Here is a 15,210-nt window from a genome sequence, read left to right on the forward strand (position 1 = left end):
CGGACCGGTCAGCCGAGGAGGCGGCGGGTGTTCGCCGCCGCCACCGCGCCCGCCCGGGTGTCCACGCCGAGCTTGTCGTAGATCCGGCGCAGATGGGTCTTGACGGTGGCCTCGCTGATGAACAGGGCACGGGCGATCTCCCGGTTCGGCAGGCCCTGGGAGAGCTGGCCGAGGATGTCCCGTTCGCGGGCCGTGAGGGCGGGGGCGGGACTGCGCAGCTGGGCCATCACCCGCCCGGCGACCGGCCCGGACAGCGCCGTACGGCCACCGGCCGCCGCGTGGATCGCCGCGAACAGTTCCTCCGGGCCCTCCGCCTTCAGCAGATAGCCGGTGGCGCCCGCCTCGATGGCCCGGGTGATGTCGGCGTCCGTGTCGTAGGTGGTGAGGACCAGGACGTGCGGGGCGGTGGCGCCGGGGGCGCGGTCGGCGACCAGTCGGCGGGTGGTCTCCACGCCGTCGATGCCGGGGCCGAGCTGGAGGTCCATCAGGACGACGTCCGGGCGCAGCTTGCGGGTCATGGCGATGGCCTCCTCGCCGCTGCCCGCCTCGCCGATCACCTCGATGTCCGGGGCGCTGCCGAGCAGCGCGAGCAGTCCCGCGCGGACCACGGCGTGGTCGTCGCAGAGGAGGATGCGGACGCGGGTGGGGGTGCTGTTCGTCGGGTTCGTCATCCGGGTTCGCCTTCCGGGGCCGCGGGGGTCAGGGGGATCGACGCCGAGACGACCGTGCCCTCGCCGGGGGCCGACTCGACCGTCAGGGTGCCGCCGAGCTGGCGCAGGCGGGCGCGGACCGCGGGCAGGCCGTGGCCCCGGACGCCGGAGGCCGGGGGGCGGGCGGTGGGGTCGAAGCCGGTGCCGTCGTCGGCGACGTCCAGCACGATCTGGTCGTCCAGGCAGGTCAGGGTGACGGTCGCGGTGGTGGCGCGGGCGTGTTCCCGTACGTTGGCCAGGGCGCCCTGCGCGATCCTCAGCAGCGCGGCCTCCACGGCGGGCGGGACGGGCGGTGCCGGGGTGCCCTCGGTGTGCACCCGGACGGTGAGCCCGTTCGCCGACGCCCGCTCCGCCACCGCCCGCAGCGCCGGACCGAGCCCGCCGGTGCGGGCCAGGTCGGCCGGGGCGAGGTCGTGCACGAAGCGGCGGGCCTCGGCGAGGTCGCTCTCGGCGATGGCGGCGGCGGTACGGACATGGCCCCGGGCCGCCGGGGCGTCGGTGTCCCACAGCCGGTCCGCCGCCTGGAGCAGCATCCGCTGGCTGGACAGACCCTGGGCGAGGGTGTCGTGGATCTCCCGGGCCAGCCGTTCCCGCTCGGCGAGCGTGCCCTCGCGGCGGCCGGTGGCGGCCAGCTCCCGGCGGGTGCGGATCAGGTCGTCGATGAGGGCGCGCTGCCGGGCCGTCTGGCGCTCCATGGTGACGAACACGGTGGTGGCGACGGCGGCCACGGCCGGGGGCGCCAGCAGGACGTTCGGGTCGGCCCAGCCCGCCAGCCGCAGCTGGGCGGCGACCGTGAGCGCGGTCAGCAGCACGACCAGGGGCACGGCGGCGCGCGGTGGCAGGGTACGCAGCCCGGTGTAGAAGAGCGGCACCGCGCACCAGGCGAAGCTGGGCGCCAGCACCACCAGCACCGCCCAGGCGGCGACCACCGCGCCCAGCCAGGTCACCCGGCGCAGGGTGAGCCGGGCGCCGAGGGCCGGGCCGAGCACGTACAGCGCCGCCAGCAGCACGGACAGGGTGACGACCAGGGGGGTGAGCGGATCGCCGGGGTGACGGGAGAGATAGCGGGCGAGGGAGGCGCCGAGCAGCACGAAGAAGGCGGTGTGCATGACGAGGGCGAGGGCGCGGGTGTCGTCGGCGCCGGGTGCGGGCGTCGGTGTGCGCGGGCGGGTCATGGCGTGCCTCCTTCCTGTCCGGCCTGTCCGGCAGACCTTGTGTCCTGCCGTGTCGTGCCGTGTCGTGCCGTCCTGCGGACGGTCCGAACTGGGCAAACACGTCCATTGTCGCCCGGCCGGGAGCGGGGCCCGTCATCCGGACGGACGACACCGCGCTCCCCCGTTCCGGGCGCTGGAGCGAGCCCCTGAGGCGAGGGGGACGGGCCGGGTCCGCGCCCAGGATCGAAGGGTCACCCCGGCACCGGCACCGTCCGGAGCAGCCCGGAGAAGTCCAGCGAAGTCCGCCTCAGGAGGGCCCAGGCCATGCAGCAGCACACCCCGAAGCACCGCGTCCGTTCCGTCTCCCGCCGCACCCGGCTGTTCACCGGCGGTGCCGTGCTCGCCGTCGTGGTCGCGGGCGGCGCCGGTACGGTCGCCGCGAACGCGGCAGGCTCCAGCTCGGGGAACGCCTCGTCCGCCGCCCGCTCGTCCTCCGGCGACCCGGCCCGCGGCAACCTCACCCAGAGCACCCACCTCACTGTGGACGCCGCCACCAAGGCGGCCCAGGCCGCGCTGGACGCCGCCGAGAAGGAGAACCAGCGGATCAGCGTGGCGGTCGTCGACCGCAACGGCAACACCCTCGTCACCCTGCGCGGCGACGGCGCCGGTCCGCAGTCCTACGAGTCCGCCGAGCGCAAGGCGTTCACCGCGGTGTCCTGGAACGCCCCCACGTCCGAGCTGGTCAAGCGGCTGGAGCAGACGCCGAACCTGAAGGACATCCCCGGCACGCTGTTCCTCGGCGGGGGCGCCCCGGTCGCCGTCAAGGGCGTGCCGGTCGCGGGTATCGGGGTCGCGGGCGCGCCGAGCGGCGACCTGGACGAGAAGTTCGCGAAGGCGGGCGTGGCGGCGCTGGGCCGCTGACCGGGTACGGGCACCGGTTAGGGCAGCACCTGGAGCGTGCGGGTCTCGCTCACCTGGTCCAGCTCGGACACCCGGACCGTCAGTTTCATGGTCCAGGTGCCCTCGATGGGCAGGGTGAGCGCGTCCGTGGCCCAGTAGCCGCCGCGGTCGGTCAGCCCCGCGTCGATCGGGCCGAGTTCCTTGGCGGGCAGGGTGAACGACAGCCGCAGCTCGGGCAGGAACGTCAGCCCGCCGTCGGCGCCGAAGACGACCGCCTGCACGGAGTTGTCGCCGACCCGCGCCGGATCGAGCGTGATCTCCACGGTCCCGGACCCGCCGGGCGTCCCGGTGTCGAACGGCACCGTCACGGCGGCGGTACGGGGCTGCGCGGCCACCGGCACGGCCGCCGCCGCCTCGGTCTCGGCCCGGCCGGGCAGGGTGGCGGTCAGCACGGTGGTCACCAGCAGCACGACCAGCGCGACGGCGGCTTCGGCGAGCACGGAGCGGCGCAGGGCGCGGCGGTGCGGGTCGTCGGCGTCGGATTCACCGTCAGCATCGACGTCGGTGTCCGCGTCCGGGCGGGGCGCGTCCGGCAGAGCGGGCCCGCCCGGCAAGACGGCTCCGGCATCTCCCGAGCCGTCGCCCGCCCCTCCCCCGGCCTCGACGACCCCCACCCCCACCGGCTCCCGTACCGCCGTCACAGCCGTCACCGCCGCAACCGCCGGTTCCCGCACCCCCGCCACCCCCGCCCACCGCAGTGTGAACCGGCGGGACAGCCCCGCCGCCGCCAGCAGCACCGCCACCGCCACCAGCTTCAGCAGCAGCACCCGCCCGTACACCGTGCCGGTCAGCGCGGTGAGCGAGCCCAGCCCGCGCCAGGACTGGTAGACCCCGGTCACCACCAGCACCGCGACCGCCGTGAACGCGATCCGCGAGAACCGCCGCACCACGTCCCCGTCCACGTCCGCGTCCCCGTCCCCGTCCGCCCCCGGCGCCCCCCGCAAGGACACCAGCAGCGCCGCGAGCCCGCCCAGCCAGACGCCCGTGGCCAGCAGATGCAGGGTCGAGGAGGTGATCGCCACCGGCACCTGCACCCCCGCCGAGGCATGTTCGGCCGCCGACCAGGTCACGGCGAGCCCGACCGCGACGGCGGCCCCCGCGCCGAGCGCCACCGGCGAACGCCGCAGCCGGGACAGCCGTACCAGCAGCAGGGCGGCCGGGACGAGCAGCAGCAGCCGGGCGGCCAGCAGGATGCCGGGACGGCCGGACAGCGTACGGCTGAGGCCGCCGGGGTCGAAGGCGGTCGCGGGGGCGGTGCCCGCCTCGTAGGGGGCGCGGAGCAGCAGCAGGGCGAAGGTGGTGGCCAGCAGCGTCCACCAGGCCGTACGCAGCAGCGGGCGCAGCGGCGCGGTGCTGGCCGGACGGCACAGCAGCACGAAGGCCGCCGCCCCGATCAGCACGGCACCGGCGAGATAGGCGAGATAGCGGGCGGTGTTCTGGAGCGCGCTGGTCACCCGGTTCTCGGGCGGGCCGGTGTCGACGGCGGGCGGGGTCGGGGAGGGGGCGCCGACGGAGAAGGTGAAGGCACCGGAGACGGGGTGGCTGTCGGAGGACACCACCCGCCAGGCCACGGTGTAGGTGCCGCGGCCGAGACCGGAGCCGGGCAGGACGACCCGCAGCGTGTCCGCGCTGCCGGGGGCGTGGGCGACCGAGCGCGGACGGACCCGGTGGTTGCCGGGGTCGTAGATCTTCACCGAGCCCTCCAGCAGGCCGACGGACTCGGTGAAGGTAAGGGTGAGCGCGTCCGGGGCGGTCGCCACGACGCTGCCGTCGCCGGGGTCGGTGGAGCGCAGCGCGGCATGGGCGGAGGCCGGTCCGGCCCCGGCGAGGAGCAGGACCAGCAGGGTCACGAACAGCACCGGCCAGCGCAGCACGTCGTCGTCTCTCCGTCCCCGAGAACCCCCGGTGTCGGATACGAGTACGGACGGCGGCGGCGTTCTGCTCAGCGGCGGGCCGGTGCCTGTGCCGCGGCCTCGGGGAACGCGGTCCTCCGCTCCAGGAAGGCCAGCTGCGCCCGCTTCTCCGGGAGATAGACGTCCGGGAGGTCGATCTCCGGGAGCAGGACCACGGGCCCCGGGGTGAACCCGGAGCGGACCATCCGGGCGAGCGCCTTCTGGTTGCGGGTGTCCGGGTCGACCACGATCCGCTGCCGGTCCAGGGTCAGCAGCGCGAAGCCCAGCAGCACCGACATCAGCGCCGCGCCCCAGCCGGGACGTACGCCGCCGGGTCCGGCCGGGGCGACCAGGAGATGGACGCCGATGTCACCGGGCCGCACCTCGTAGCACGCGCCGACCCGGTCGGCATCCGGCTCGTAGGTCTGGAACAGGGCGACCGGGGTGTTGTCCTTCACCACCAGGTAGGCGTGATGGGTGTCGAGGGACTCCATATGGGCGTAGATCTCGGTGACTCCGCGCCGGTCCACGCCGGTCATGCCCCAGAAGACGGCCCGTTCCGCACTGACCCAGCCGTGCACCGCGGGGGCGTCCCGCTCGGGGTCCAGCGGCAGCACCCGTACGGTGCCGAAGCCGTCGACGGCCTCCTGGTGGACGGCGCGGCGGTGGGCGTACCCGGACTCCGCGTACCCGGACTCAGACATCGGCGTCACTCTCCTCGGTCTCCTCGGTCTCCTCGGTCTCCTTCACCAGTCGGTCCCAGTCGGTGACCACCGGGGCGAGTTCCCCGGCCAGCCACAGGGAGAGCTGGTCACGGTGGTGCGGGGAGCCGGGCACGCCGGACGCGCCGAACGGCACCACCCAGCGGCTGTTCTCCCGCCGGGCCAGGTCCCAGACGTACCGGGCGGCCGGGCCGCGGACGGCGAGGTCGGTGACCCCGGGCACGGACGAGGTGCACAGCACACAGTCGTGGTCCCCGGCGAGGGCGGGCCCCGCACCGGTCGTACCGGTCGTACCGGTCGTCCCGGTCGCGCCCCGCGTCGGCAGGGCCCGCCAGGGCGCCAGCCGGTGGGTCTCGCCCCAGCGCCGGAACTCCGCGGCGGGCCGGGCCGCCGTCTCCTCCAGCGCCGCGCGCACCAGCGGCCCGCGGTCGACGCCGTACAGCTCCTCCGCGTCGAGGAGGTGTTCGAGGGCGAGGCCGATCCGGGGGAGCAGGGCCAGCCAGGGCTGGAACGGCTCCGGGTAGGCGGGCACCTCGCCGAGCGGGGCGAACACCGGGTGCGCGGCGAGCCGTCGGACCACGGCGGAGCGCAGCGCCGCGAACGCCCCGGCGTCCCGGCTGGTGGCCGCCATCCGGCGGTCCCAGCGCAGCAGCCGGGCGCGCAGGTGGGCCGCGGCGGGCGTGAGGGAGGGGGCGGGCAGCGCGGCGATCCGGTCCAGCAGGGCGCGGGCGCCGAGGAGCAGGGTGTCGGTGTGGATCGCGGCCAGGGCGTCGGCCGACCAGTGCCGCCGCTCGGCGAGCCGGGCGGTGATCCGGTCCGCCCGGTGCGGGGCGGAGAACTCCACGCCGAGCGGGGCGGCGATGCCGCGCTGGTTGGCCATCACGGCGATGCCGTCGGTGAGTCCGGCGCGGGGGGTCTCGTGCCAGCCGGTCCACTCGTGGCCGGGTTCCCAGGCGGGCACCGGCCGTATCCGGTTGGTGTGCGCCCGGACCGGGACGCGGCCCGCCACCCGGTGCAGGGTGCCGCCCTCGGTGTCGGCGGCGAGCACCACGTTGACCGGTTCGGCCCAGCGGTCCAGCGCCCGGTCGACCTCGGCGACCGTACGGGCCCGCAGCAGCGGCAGCAGCGCCCCGAAGCCCAGATCGGCGGTGACGCGGGGCGGGTGCCGGAGGCTGAGGGCGACCGGGTCACCGCCGTCCCGCTCCCCCTCCGGAGCGTCTGGTGCCTCCTGCGCCTCTGTCATCTCCAGCCCCTCCGGGCCTCCGATGACCACCGGTCCCCGCGCGGTCTCGATCACCTCCACCGGCACCGGTTCCTCCCCCGCCACCGACACCGTCTCGGTGTACCGGCGGGCCCGGCGCCAGCGGCCGTCGGGGTCGAGGGCCTCGACCCCGACGCCGGTGCGGCGCAGCCGTTCCCGGTAGAGGTCCTGGTAGTCGGCCATGGCGTTGGTGATGGCCCAGGCGACCGTGCCGGTGTGGCCGAAGTGGGCGATGCCGGGGACGCCGGGCACGGCGAGGCCGACGACGTCGAACTCCGGGCAGGCCAGCCGGATCTGCTGGTAGACGCCGGGGTCCTCGACGACGCGGTGCGGGTCACCGGCGAGCAGCGCGTGTCCGGTGACGGTCCGTTCCCCGGCGGCCAGCCAGCCGTTGCTCCCGGCCGTGCCGGGTCCGTCGGTGGCGAACAGGCCGACCGCGGCCGGTCCCAGCAGCCGTACCGCCCGCTCCCGCCAGAGCTTCAGCGGCAGCCCGGTGAACAGCACATGCGTGGCCAGCCAGACGCCCAGCGGGGTCCAGGGCTGCCAGCGGCCGGGGGCGAGGCCCGTCGCGGTGAACTCGGGGGCGCGGCGGGCGCCTTCCGCGAGCCCTGCGTTGACGCCCTCGGTGTAGGCGGTGACCCACTCGGCGCTCTCCGGGTCGTCCTCGGCGAGCCGGTCGAAGCAGCGGCGGGCGGTGTCGGCGAGCAGGGCGCGGCGGGCGAGCACGTCCCAGGGCAGGGCGGCCGTCCCGAGGAAGGCGGCGGAACTGCCGAGCAGCCGGTGGCGTTCGGTTTCCAGCTGCCAGGCCCGGTCCAGGGCGGTCACCCGGCCCTGGGCGCGGGCGAGTTCGCGGGCGCTCCCGGCGCGCAGATGCGGGATGCCGTAGGCATCGCGGTAGGTCTCGGTACGCACCCTGTCGTTCCCCTGTCGTCCTGGCCCACTCGGTCAGATTTAGGTTAGGCTTGCCTAAGTAAGTCGTCGGGGAGAGAGCGTACGCGACCTGTGAAGGGGCACCATGGGGCAGGGTCAGAAGCCGGGCCAGAGGCCGGACCAGGGGTCGGGCCAGAGGTCGGACCGGGGGTCGGACCAGCGGTCGGGCCAGCGGTCGGGCCAGAAGCCGGGTCACGGCTGGCAGGGCACGATCCTGAGGTGGATGGGCGCGAAGGACTTCACCCTGACCGTCACCGGCATCGAGGACGTGAGCCCCGTCTACCGGCGGCTCCGGCTGACGGACGGCGACCTGCTCACCGCGCACGGCCCACACCCCACCATGTGGCTGCGGCTCTGGTTCGACAAGGCGGGCAAGCCCCACCAGCGTGCCTACACGGTGGTCGACCCGGACCAGGAGAACGGCACCTTCTCCCTGGAATTCGCACTCCACGAGGGGTGCGCCAGTGACTGGGCGCGGGCGGCGAAGCCCGGTGACACGATCGAGGCGACCGTGCAGGGTACGGGCTTCCAGCGGCCCCAGCCCGAGCCCTCGCACGTCTTCGCGATCGGCGATCCGGCCTCGCTGCCCGCGCTCAACTCCCTCTTCGACGCCCTCGGCACGGCCCCGGCGACCCTCTGGTTCGAGGGCGCCCTCGACGGCCTGCCCTCCCGTACCGACCCCGCCCGCCACACCGTCCACGAGATCCCGCGCGGCGGCTCCGCCCTGACCGACCGGGTCCGCGCCGACCTGCCCGACCTGCTGCGCGCGACCCCGCACCCGTACGTCTGGATCGCCTGCGACACGGCGACCACCCGCACCCTCGCCTCGTACGTACGCCGGGAACTCGGCGTCCCGAAGGACCGCACCCACGCGCTGGGCTACTGGCGACCCTGACACCCCACCCCTCCGGCGGGCGCCACCCCGACCGGCGGGGGATCATCGACCCATGGACGCCACCCTGCACCTCGCCCAGGACCCGGACGCCGACGCGCTGCTCGGCCGCTCCCCGCTCGCCGCGCTGATCGGCATGTTGCTGGACCAGCAGATCCCGATGGAGTGGGCGTTCAAGGGCCCGCGCACCCTCGCCGACCGGCTCGGCACGGACGACCTGGACGCGCACGAGATCGCCGCGCACGACCCGGAGGCGTTCGCGGCGCTGCTCTCCGAGAAGCCCGCCGTCCACCGCTACCCCGGCTCCATGGCCAAGCGCGTCCAGCAGCTGTGCCAGTACCTGGTGGAGCACTACGACGGTGACCCCGAGGGCATCTGGCGGGACGCCGGCAGCGGGGCGGAGCTGCTCCGCCGCCTGGAGGCGCTGCCCGGCTTCGGCAAGCAGAAGGCACAGATCTTCCTGGCCCTGCTCGGCAAACAGCTCGGCGTACGGCCCACCGGCTGGCGCACGGCGGCGGGCGCGTACGGCGAGACCGGGTCGTACCGCTCGGTCGCCGACATCACCGGCCCGGAGTCCCTGACCCGGGTCCGCGCCCACAAGCAGGAGATGAAGGCGGCGGCCAAGGCGGCGAAGACGACCGGTTCCCGCTAGGGCGCGTCCCCGGTCGCCCCGCCGCCCGCCACCCGCCCGCTCAGCCGTACGACGGTGAAGTCGACCTGCCCGAACCCGTCCTCCCAGCCGGTGACCGCCGCACAGCCGTACTCCTCCAGACCGCCCGCCCAGGCGATGTCCTCGTGGAGCGGCATCAGCCCCTCCTCGCCGTCGGTGCAGAAGTGGCCGAGGTGGGCGCGCAGCCCCGGGTGGGCGACAGCCTCCAGCGCCTCCTCCCACTCCTCGTCGGGCTCAGTGGTGAACGGCAGCAGGTCCTCGGGGGCGCGCCCGGTGGCCAGGGTGGTGCGCAGGGCGTCCAGCAGGGTGCCGTCGGACACCAGCAGGGGGACGAACACGGCCCAGCTCCCGGCGAGGGCCGGGTCGGCGAGATCGACGCCGAACCGCTCCGCCAGCGGCGCGAGATCGACGCCGCGCAGCAGCCCCGGCGCGAAGCAGACGTCCCGCACGGCGGCGAGGAAGTCCGCCGGGAGCGGACAGGGCCTGCCCTCGGGCATACCGACCTCGAAGACGGACCGGCTCGCGTCGAAGGCCGGGAGCCCCGCGTCGGAGACGAGCGGGACGTCCCACACCACGGGTACGGCACCGCGCAGGGCGGCCGGGCGCACCCAGGCGGCGTCCCCCGCGAACCCGGTCTCCCGGATCAGATTGCCGCCGATCCGGACGGCGTACACGGCCTCGGGGTCGAACTCCGCCAGCGGGCGGCCGAGCAACACCTCGAAGGCGTCGGCGAGCTGACGGTCCCACGCGTCACGGAACGGGGAGGGCACCACGGAGGAGCCCTCCGGGGACGGGGATATGGAGTGGCCGGTTGTCATGCCGGGACGGTAGCGGTCGCCTGTGACAACGGGGGTGCGGCGGCGGGGGCGTGACGGGGGTCCATGGCAGAGGGCTGGGGCAACGGCTCTATGACAGGGGGCTGGGGCAACAGGTCTGCGGCAGGGGATGTGGCAGGAGGCCGCGGCACGGGAGCAGCGGCAACGGGTCCGTGAGGACAGGCGTTCGCGACGACGGGGGTCCACGCGGGCGGGCGTTCGCGACGACGGGGGTCCGCGCGGGCGGGCGTTCGAGGCATCCGGGGTCCACACGGGCGGGCGTCCACGACGGCGGGCGTTCGCGGCATCCGGAGTCCCTGAGGAGGGGCGTTCGCGACGACAGGGGTCCACGCGGGCGGGTGTTCGCGGCAAACGGCCTCCACACGGGCGGGCCTCCGCGCGGGCGGCGTCCACACGGGCGGGCCTCCGCGCGGGCGGGCGTCCACGGCAACCGGCGTCCACACGGCCGGGCCTCCACGACGACCGGCGCCCACAGCAACCCGCGTCCATGACGAACCGCGTCCGCGCGGGCCGCAGGTCAGCCACTCGGACCGTCTCCGGTGGCGGCACCGCCCGGCGCGGTCCAAGCATGGATCATGACCGAGCCATCGAGCGGTCCCCCCAGGGGTCCCGAGTACGACGACCGCAAGGTTCACGCCGGGCACGCGGCCAGCGGCCCGCACGAGCCGGACACGCCCTTCGAGGGCCCGTTGCACGCCCTGTCCCGGGCCGCCTGGCAGGTGGTGCTGGTCACCGGCGTCGCCTCGCTGATCCTGGGCCTGCTGATCCTGATCTGGCCGGGCCCGTCGCTGCTGGTCGCGGGCATCCTGTTCGGCCTCTACCTGCTGATCAGCGGCATCTTCCAGCTCGCCGCGGCGTTCGGCACGCACCGGACGACCTCGCTGCGGGTGCTGGCCTTCATCAGCGGGGCGGTGTCGATCCTGCTGGGCCTGTTCTGCTTCCGCGGCCCGACCCAGTCGATCCTGCTGCTGGCCCTGTGGATCGGCATCGGCTGGCTGATCCGCGGCATCACCCAGACACTGGCCGGCTTCTCCGACACCGCGATGCCCGCCCGGGGCTGGCAGATCTTCCTCGGCATCGTCACCTTCCTCGCCGGGATCGTGCTGATCGTCTCGCCGTTCGAGTCGCTCGCCGTGCTGACCGTGGTCACCGGCATCTGGCTGCTCGTCGTCGGCGTCGTCGAGGTCGTCACCGCGATCCGGATGCGGGGCCGCGCGCGAGAGGTGCCGCGGACGCTGTGAACGGCGGGCGGCGCGGCAGCACCGGACTGGGCCGAGCGGGGGGTTCCCGCCGTCAGCGGGCGGCCGGAGCCCCCCGCCCGGGGCAGACCTCCGCCATGTACCGCGCCCCCGCCCCCCGCACCTGGCTGCGGATCGCGGTGCTGCTGCTGGCCCTGCTGGCGCCCGGCGCGCACGGCGGGGCCCACGCGGGGCCCCTCACGGAGTCGGTCTGCGAGCACGGCGGCACGACGGCCGAGTACGACATCCTCGGCACCGCGCTCCGCCCGGTCAGCCGGACCGACCGCCTCCCCGCCGCGCCCCCGCGCCCCGAACCGGCCCGCCCCGCCGGACCCGCGCCCGCCGCCCGCCCCGCGCCGGGCCCGCCCTCGTACCGCCTGCACTGCCTTCGCTCGGTGGTCCTGCGCTGCTGATCCCAGCGGCCCGACGCCTACACCCCCTCCCCCCTCACCAGGACTCACCGAGCGAGGTACTTCGTCATGCCCACAGACCCGTACGCCGTGCTGCGCGCCCTGCTGCGCGCGGAGGCCCGCCGCAACGCGCCCGAACCGGCCGATCCGGAACCGGAACCGCGACCGCGGCCCCGGTCCGCGCCGCAGCGGCCCGAACCCGCCCTGACCGCGTCCGCCCCCGCCCCGGCGCCGCGGGAGCAGCACCCCGCCTGACCCGAGCCGGGCGCCCCCGCCCGGGGGCGCCCGCGACCCCTTTTGAGCGAAAGCGGACGACCGCTCAAACGCTCACACCGGGCCGCCGGATCGAACCCAGTCCGACAAGTCTCCCGCTTTGCCCCGGTTCACCGCCTCTTTTCCAGTGCCGCGCGTCCGCTCCATGGCTGCGCCCCGAAGCGCTCGCCCGGTAGGCTTTCCGTGTGATCTTCAAGCGCATCGGAAACGGCCGGCCGTACCCCGACCACGGCCGGGACAGCACCCGGCAGTGGGCGGACGTCGCACCGCGCCCGGTCCGCCTCGATCAGCTCGTGACGACCAAGCAGCAACTCGACCTGGAGACGCTGCTCGCCGAGGACTCCACCTTCTACGGCGACCTCTTCGCGCATGTCGTGAAGTGGCAGGGCGATCTGTATCTGGAGGACGGACTGCACCGCGCGGTGCGCGCCGCGCTCCAGCAGCGCCAGGTGCTGCACGCGCGCGTCCTCGAACTCGACTGAGCCACCCGCCCGCTCCCGGGGCACAACGGGACACCTGTTGGCCCTTTCGGGTTGGACTGGGCGACGTCGAATGATCATCTAGTAGGCATCGTCGCTCAGGCGCACTACTCTGCGCTCATGAGCATGCTGACTCCCCCCGGCATGGGTGGCCAGTACCGGATCACGGGGGACAAGTACCCGCGGATGCGCGGGCCACGGCGGCGCGGACGGCTCGTACTCGTCGTGGTCGCCTCGACGACCGCGGTCGGTCTGATCGGCTGGGGCACCTTGCAGCTCATCGACGTCTTCACCGGCGGCGGCGACACCGCGGTGGCCGCCGCGGCGAAGGGGCACTGCGCCGGGACGCCGAGCCCGGCGCCGAGCGGCGCGGGGTCCGCGGGCGCGGCGGCGGTACCGGCCCCCGGGAAGATCACCGTGAACGTCCTCAATGCCACCACCCGCTCCGGACTCGCCAAACGCACCGCCGACGAACTGGCGAAACGTGGCTTCAAGATCGGCGAGGTGGGGAACGCGGCGAAGGACTACGACAAGAAGGTGAAGGGCACCGGGCTCCTGCTCGGGCCGAGCACCGCGCTGAACACGTCCCTGCCGGTGCTCGGGACGCAGCTCGCGGCGGCGGAGCGGCGGGCGGTGGCGTCCCGCAAGGGCGCGGAGCTGGATCTGATCATCGGGGACAAGTTCACGTCCCTGGACGCCCGTACGACGGCGTCCCGCGCGCTGACGTCCCTTAGGTCACCGGATCCGACGCCGACGGGGTCGTCCGCGAGGGCGTGTCCGTAGCTGCCGCGGCCGTGTGAGAAAGGTGCGGGTCAGCTCCCTGGCTGTGCGCGGTTCCTCCCCCAGAGGGGGTACCCCCAGCGCCCCTGGTAGGCGAGGCTGACCCCCGTACCCTCTGGGGGAGGAACCGCGCGACCAGCCACGAACCCACCCGCACCCGGCGACAACCCGCGCGCCGCTACTCCGCCGCCCCGTACATACGGTCGCCCGCGTCGCCGAGACCCGGCACGATGTACCCCTGCTCGTTCAGCCGCTCGTCCACCGACGCCGTCACCACCGTCACCGGCGCCCCCGCCAGCTCCCGTTCCATGACCTCGACACCCTCCGGCGCGGCCAGCAGCACCACCGCGGTCACATCGTCCGCCCCGCGCCCGATCAGCTCCCGGATCGACGCGACCAGCGTGCCGCCCGTCGCCAGCATCGGATCGAGCACGTACACCTGCCGCCCGGACAGGTCCTCCGGCATCCGCGTGGCGTACGTGGACGCCTGGAGCGTCTCCTCGTTGCGGATCATCCCGAGGAACCCCACCTCGGCGGTCGGCAGCAGCCGCACCATGCCGTCCAGCATCCCGAGCCCGGCCCGCAGGATCGGCACCACCAGCGGCCGGGGGTGGGACAGCTTGACCCCGGTCGTGCCGCTGACCGGGGTGACGATGTCGACCTGTTCGGTGCGCACGTCCCGGGTCGCCTCGTAGGCGAGCAGGGTGACCAGCTCGTCGGCGAGCCGGCGGAAGGTCGGGGAGTCGGTGCGCTGGTCGCGCAGCGTGGTGAGCTTGTGAGCGACCAGGGGGTGGTCGACGACATGGAGACGCATGTCCCCCACAGTAACCGCGCCCCCTCCCCCCGCGCGCTGGCATCAAACCCCCCGTCCGGGGGAAAGTGGGATGGATCGACTGGGGTGGTGAGAACCATGCGTGACCTGCCGGACCGGCCCGACGCGCCGGAAGCGTCCGACGCGGACCCCGGCGCACGGGAGGCCGACGCGGAGCGACGGCGGCGCCGGGCGCAGTTTCTGCGGGAACTCGCCGAGGCACGCGCCCTGCGCGACCGCGTACAACCCCGCCGGGCCAAGACCGCCCGGCTGCGCCACGCGATGCGCATGCGAACATTCCGCTGGTAGACGCGGCACGACGAGCACACCGGGAAGATCCGCTCCGCGCACGGCCGTTGACCGGGTGGTCGTGCGAGGCACCGGAGGAAAGCCGCGTACGATCCGCAGGTGGCGGCGACAAGCGCGCTGGTGACTCTTTGCTCACGTGCGATCAAAAGTGCCAGACACAGGGAGCCGAAGACGTCCCCTGGGCGCCTTGTTTCTGCCACGATTCCGAGTGGGTGGGGCTCGGAGCACCGCACCTCCACCCGCAACCTCCGCCGGGGGGAACCCCAACCGGCACGCCTATGACCAGTGGGAGAGTCACGGTGTACTTCGCCGCACTGCTCGCGCGCACCGAAGACGGGTGGGAAGCGAGCAACACAGAGCTCGACGATGTGGAGACCCTGTCAGATCTGGCAGACCTGGCCCGGGACGCCGCCCCCGACGAGGACACGGTGCTCGTCCTGATCGAGCAGGAGGACGCCTGGTTCGGCGTCGTCCGCTTCGACGGCGAGGACGACCCGCGGATCTATGTCTCCAACGCCGTCGCCGCCGCCCGCAGCAGCTACGGCGAGATGCTGCTCACCGACGAGCTGCTCGGCCGCGACCCCGACGACAACGACGAACTCGACACCCTCGATCTCGACGGCACCGAGGACGGTGAGCCGGAGGGCGAGGACGGCGAGGACGGCGACGAGTCGCTGCCGCACGGCCCGGTCGGGGACAGCGCGATCCTCGACGACCTCGGCGTCAGCGAGAAGGAGCTGCGGTCCCTGTCCGAGGACGCGCTGGGTGAGATCGCCGAGTCCCTGGGGGTCTCGGAGGTCCTGGAGACCGTCCGCTGACCCCGTCCGCCCCGACCCCGCCGCCCTCCGCCGCCGACCCGGTGCGCGGCCCCTGGCGAGCCGCC

General features: G+C 74.5%; 17 protein-coding genes. 10 read left to right on the plus strand and 7 right to left on the minus strand.

Annotated elements, in window-relative coordinates; all coding sequences use genetic code 11:
* Positions 1-8 precede the first annotated feature (8 nt).
* Complete coding sequence (locus tag AB0D49_RS34030) at positions 9-671, minus strand: response regulator transcription factor (RefSeq protein WP_362765306.1); 663 nt, start codon at positions 669-671, stop codon at positions 9-11.
* Positions 668-1,885, minus strand: a complete 1,218-nt coding sequence (locus AB0D49_RS34035; RefSeq protein ID WP_362765308.1) for a sensor histidine kinase — start codon at positions 1,883-1,885, stop codon at positions 668-670. The genes AB0D49_RS34030 and AB0D49_RS34035 overlap by 4 nt, the downstream gene beginning before the upstream one ends.
* Before the next feature lie 303 nt (positions 1,886-2,188).
* Between AB0D49_RS34035 and AB0D49_RS34040 the strand changes: the two genes are divergently transcribed.
* On the plus strand, positions 2,189-2,785 hold the full coding sequence (locus tag AB0D49_RS34040; RefSeq protein ID WP_362765311.1) for a heme-binding protein: 597 nt from the start codon (positions 2,189-2,191) through the stop codon (positions 2,783-2,785).
* Between the two features lie 17 nt (positions 2,786-2,802).
* Here AB0D49_RS34040 and AB0D49_RS34045 read toward each other — a convergent pair whose 3' ends face one another.
* The 3 genes from AB0D49_RS34045 to AB0D49_RS34055 all read right to left on the minus strand — a co-directional run bounded on the left by AB0D49_RS34045 (position 2,803) and on the right by AB0D49_RS34055 (position 7,611).
* Complete coding sequence (locus AB0D49_RS34045) at positions 2,803-4,698, minus strand: copper resistance protein CopC (protein ID WP_362765314.1); 1,896 nt, start codon at positions 4,696-4,698, stop codon at positions 2,803-2,805.
* Between the two features lie 68 nt (positions 4,699-4,766).
* Entirely contained in the window at positions 4,767-5,420 is a 654-nt protein-coding gene (locus AB0D49_RS34050) for a GNAT family N-acetyltransferase (protein WP_362765317.1), read from the minus strand.
* Entirely contained in the window at positions 5,413-7,611 is a 2,199-nt protein-coding gene (locus tag AB0D49_RS34055) for a penicillin acylase family protein (RefSeq protein ID WP_362765320.1), read from the minus strand. Before AB0D49_RS34055 ends, AB0D49_RS34050 begins: the two co-directional genes overlap by 8 nt.
* Positions 7,612-7,852: 241 nt before the next feature.
* Between AB0D49_RS34055 and AB0D49_RS34060 the strand changes: the two genes are divergently transcribed.
* Both AB0D49_RS34060 and AB0D49_RS34065 read left to right on the plus strand, forming a co-directional pair.
* Positions 7,853-8,524 (plus strand): siderophore-interacting protein, encoded by a 672-nt coding sequence (locus AB0D49_RS34060; protein WP_362765323.1) that lies wholly within the window; start codon positions 7,853-7,855, stop codon positions 8,522-8,524.
* 52 nt (positions 8,525-8,576) lie between these two features.
* Positions 8,577-9,173 (plus strand): HhH-GPD-type base excision DNA repair protein, encoded by a 597-nt coding sequence (locus AB0D49_RS34065; protein WP_362765326.1) that lies wholly within the window; start codon positions 8,577-8,579, stop codon positions 9,171-9,173.
* Here AB0D49_RS34065 and AB0D49_RS34070 read toward each other — a convergent pair.
* The gene (locus AB0D49_RS34070; RefSeq protein ID WP_362765329.1) at positions 9,170-10,009 is read right to left on the minus strand and encodes a hypothetical protein; all 840 of its coding nucleotides are present in this window, start codon (positions 10,007-10,009) and stop codon (positions 9,170-9,172) included. The two genes, AB0D49_RS34065 and AB0D49_RS34070, sit on opposite strands and share 4 nt — an antisense overlap.
* A gap of 593 nt (positions 10,010-10,602) precedes the next feature.
* On the opposite strand from AB0D49_RS34070, the gene AB0D49_RS34075 reads away from it, so the two are divergent.
* From AB0D49_RS34075 to AB0D49_RS34095, 5 genes are all read left to right on the plus strand, one after another.
* Positions 10,603-11,268 carry an HdeD family acid-resistance protein gene (locus AB0D49_RS34075; protein ID WP_362765332.1) on the plus strand — a complete coding sequence of 222 codons (666 nt, stop codon included), beginning with the start codon at positions 10,603-10,605 and terminating at the stop codon, positions 11,266-11,268.
* Between the two features lie 95 nt (positions 11,269-11,363).
* The gene (locus AB0D49_RS34080; protein WP_362765334.1) at positions 11,364-11,678 is read left to right on the plus strand and encodes a hypothetical protein; all 315 of its coding nucleotides are present in this window, start codon (positions 11,364-11,366) and stop codon (positions 11,676-11,678) included.
* A gap of 66 nt (positions 11,679-11,744) precedes the next feature.
* Complete coding sequence (locus AB0D49_RS34085) at positions 11,745-11,930, plus strand: hypothetical protein (RefSeq protein ID WP_362765337.1); 186 nt, start codon at positions 11,745-11,747, stop codon at positions 11,928-11,930.
* A gap of 203 nt (positions 11,931-12,133) precedes the next feature.
* A complete protein-coding gene (locus tag AB0D49_RS34090) occupies positions 12,134-12,430 on the plus strand; it encodes a type II toxin-antitoxin system VapB family antitoxin (RefSeq protein WP_003991361.1) in 297 nt (98 codons plus the stop codon).
* Positions 12,431-12,547: 117 nt separating this feature from the next.
* A complete protein-coding gene (locus AB0D49_RS34095; RefSeq protein WP_362765340.1) occupies positions 12,548-13,210 on the plus strand; it encodes a LytR C-terminal domain-containing protein in 663 nt (220 codons plus the stop codon).
* A gap of 175 nt (positions 13,211-13,385) precedes the next feature.
* Here AB0D49_RS34095 and upp read toward each other — a convergent pair whose 3' ends face one another.
* Positions 13,386-14,021: a uracil phosphoribosyltransferase gene (gene upp, locus AB0D49_RS34100; protein WP_362765342.1), complete on the minus strand. Its 636-nt coding sequence runs from the start codon at positions 14,019-14,021 to the stop codon at positions 13,386-13,388.
* 96 nt (positions 14,022-14,117) lie between these two features.
* On the opposite strand from upp, the gene AB0D49_RS34105 reads away from it, so the two are divergent.
* Together AB0D49_RS34105 and AB0D49_RS34110 are read left to right on the plus strand one after the other, a co-directional pair.
* Entirely contained in the window at positions 14,118-14,327 is a 210-nt protein-coding gene (locus AB0D49_RS34105; protein ID WP_362765345.1) for a hypothetical protein, read from the plus strand.
* 299 nt (positions 14,328-14,626) lie between these two features.
* On the plus strand, positions 14,627-15,145 hold the full coding sequence (locus tag AB0D49_RS34110) for a hypothetical protein (protein ID WP_362765396.1): 519 nt from the start codon (positions 14,627-14,629) through the stop codon (positions 15,143-15,145).
* Positions 15,146-15,210: the final 65 nt, after the last annotated feature.

The sequence above is a fragment of the Streptomyces sp. NPDC048290 genome, from assembly GCF_040652095.1.
GTDB lineage: Bacteria > Actinomycetota > Actinomycetes > Streptomycetales > Streptomycetaceae > Streptomyces.